Source organism: Phycisphaerae bacterium (assembly GCA_035384605.1).
In the GTDB taxonomy this organism is placed as follows: domain Bacteria; phylum Planctomycetota; class Phycisphaerae; order UBA1845; family PWPN01; genus JAUCQB01.
In genome coordinates, this window is record DAOOIV010000145.1 from 1 (window position 1) to 2,565 (window position 2,565).

A 2,565-nucleotide genomic window follows, 5' to 3' on the forward strand; every position below is an offset into this window, starting at 1 on the left:
GCCAGAACGCCCTTGACGGTCTCGGCAAACTCGGCAGTCTCCGGGCCGGTCAACTCCGTGGTGTCAATCGCGAGCATCGCCACGTCCCCAAGTCCGGCACGGAACGTGAACGTGGTCGGCCCTCCGCCGCTTGGGACCGTCCCGCCCACGGTAATGTCGTTTTCCTCCACGGTCGCAAGAGCCTCCAACGCCGCCTTGATCGTGGCCGCATTGGCGTTGTACGCGATGGCCTCCGTGGTCTCGCCGCCGTACGTGAGCGTGTATGTTCCCGCCGTCGCCGCCGCGCCCAGGGTAAGCGTCTGCACTTCCGCCGTGCGACCCAAGATGGAGAAGTCCGGCACCAGCATGGCCACATCTCGCAATGTGTCCCGGAACGTGAACGTCGTCGCCGACCCGGACGCCAGTGTCCCGCCGCCGACAGTCACGCCGCCCGTCCCGATTCCCTCCAGCGCCTCCAGTGCCGCCTCGATCGTCGCCGTCGCAGCGTCATACGCCAGGTCCGTGGTCTCTTCGTCACCAAGGCTCAGCGTGAACGTCCCGCTTGTCGCCGCCGCCGACATGGTCAAGGTTTGAATCTCACCATGACTGGCCACGTTGGCAAGCTCTACGGTCAACGGCCCATGCACCGGCACCCCCAGATAGTCATTGCCGTCCACGGCCTTGTAGTTGATCGCGTAGCTGTTCGGGCCGGAGGGTGTGGCAATGCCGGTCAACGAGAACAGCGAGACGCCGTGCGGGTCCGTCAACGCCAAGTCCCACGACGCCTCCGTCCCCTCGGCTTCAATCACGATCCGCTGGACGTGTCCATAGATCGGATCGGACGGCACGTTCATGTCGCCGATGTCCGTCTCATCAAACGACCACACCACCGTTCGGGTAATGGGACCGCCGCCGGCCGGACGCGAAGGATAGGACAGGGTTGCCGCCAGCGCCGCGGCGGCCAGGATGAACACAAGAACCAAAGCCAGACGTTTCATGGGCACAAACTCCTTGCACAACCGAAGCGGATAGACTGACAGAAGCAATGGACCCTACTTGCCCTTGGGGGCCTCGACCTTCTTGGGCTCGGGCTCGGGCTCGCGCGTGGTCCGGTATCCCTTGGCCTTCCACGCCTCCAGATCACAGGCGTTGATAATCAGGGTGCCCTTCTTGCCGTACACGGTAATCGTGGGAATGCTTGCCATTTGAGAACTCCTTGTCTCGACTTGCAGAAGAACGATGAAGGCTATGGGGACACAGCGCCCCCATAGCCAGTGAATTCACTCGAACGGCGGGTTATCCGCACGCACGACACGCCAGGTTCGGGTCCAGCGTTTTGACGCCGTACAGAATGTCCAGCGACACGTGGACCTCGGAACTGTTGCCCACGTAGTAGATGCGACTCCGCAGGCTCAGGCCGTTCTTCTCGTTGTAGACCGTCGCGATCTTGGCCCCCAGCTCGTTGCCCATCGTACTCAACGGAGCCGTCGCCAGAGCGAACGCATTGCGGTGGAACGCCATGTTCGCCACGTGGGTGTCCACACGGCCGGTCACGACCGCCCCATGAGCGGCCGCCGCCACCAAGGCCGGCGTAAACTTGACCGTGCCACCCCCGCCGGTGAAGGTGACATCGGCGGTCACGGCGTACCGCTGGCTGTTGCCGGCGATGACGAACGTGTCGCCCGCCTTCCAGGTGCCGCCGTCCGTGACCCCATTGATTGCGATCTCGGTCACACCGGCAGCGTAGCCGCCGGGTGAATTGTTGATAGCGCCCGTGGCGTCGGCGCACGTCCCGCCCGTATGGCTCTGGACATTCTGGTTGCCGAAGCACTCCATCCCGAACTTGACGCCCAGCGAGCCACTCAACTGCGTGTTCACGCCCGTCGGGCCGGCTCCCTGGTACTGATTGAAGGCCGTCAACTGCTGGAAGCCGTTCTGAAGCGCCCCGCCCATCATGTAGTGCAGGTTGTTCGGGTTGCCCATCGGAACGCCGTTGTCGAACATCACCTGATAGACGTTCGTAATGTCGTCGATCGCGATCGTCGAATTCAGGTCGACGTACCACGGGATGTCCTTGTAGAGCGCCGCCAGCTTGGTGTCGACGTCGTACGCCAGAGCATACGCTGCCGGAGCAATGTGCTCGTCGATCAGCGTCTCTTCCGACAGCGCCAGCTCCTTGTCGGTGAGCTTGAATTTGACCTCGCGCCAGTAGGCCAGTTGGATCTGGACGCTGCCGGTCTTGAGGTCCTGTGCCGCCGAGGGAGCATCGTCCGCCGCGAACGTGCTCGGCCGGCGGATGTTGATGTACTCGCCCTTGTTGAAGGCCCGACGCTCTTCGTCGAACCCACGATGCACCCGCACCCCCATGCCAAGAGCCTTCTCCAGTTGGATCAGCGCCTCGTTGGCGTAGAAATACGGCTGGTAGTAACCGAGAGAATTTCCCATCTTTGTTCCCCGTAGCTGTTTGGTTGACTGTTTGTGACTGTCTACCGGCCCGGCAGACACGCTTTTGGTGCAAAAGCGGCCCGCTTTGCCCAACTACCGGGACCAAAGCCCTCGGTCCCTCATCAATGTGTTTCGACGCCC

At 62.6% G+C, this 2,565-nt stretch carries 3 protein-coding genes; all 3 read right to left on the bottom strand.

What is annotated here, in order from left to right; translation table 11 throughout:
* Window positions 1–977 (bottom strand): hypothetical protein (locus PLL20_19955; protein ID HPD32275.1); only part of this gene is annotated, 977 nt, incomplete at its 3' end.
* A 54-nt stretch (window positions 978–1,031) separates the two neighbouring features.
* Entirely contained in the window at window positions 1,032–1,184 is a 153-nt protein-coding gene (locus tag PLL20_19960) for a hypothetical protein (GenBank protein ID HPD32276.1), read from the bottom strand.
* 91 nt (window positions 1,185–1,275) lie between these two features.
* Window positions 1,276–2,424 (bottom strand): P22 phage major capsid protein family protein, encoded by a 1,149-nt coding sequence (locus PLL20_19965; GenBank protein ID HPD32277.1) that lies wholly within the window; start codon window positions 2,422–2,424, stop codon window positions 1,276–1,278.
* Window positions 2,425–2,565: the final 141 nt, after the last annotated feature.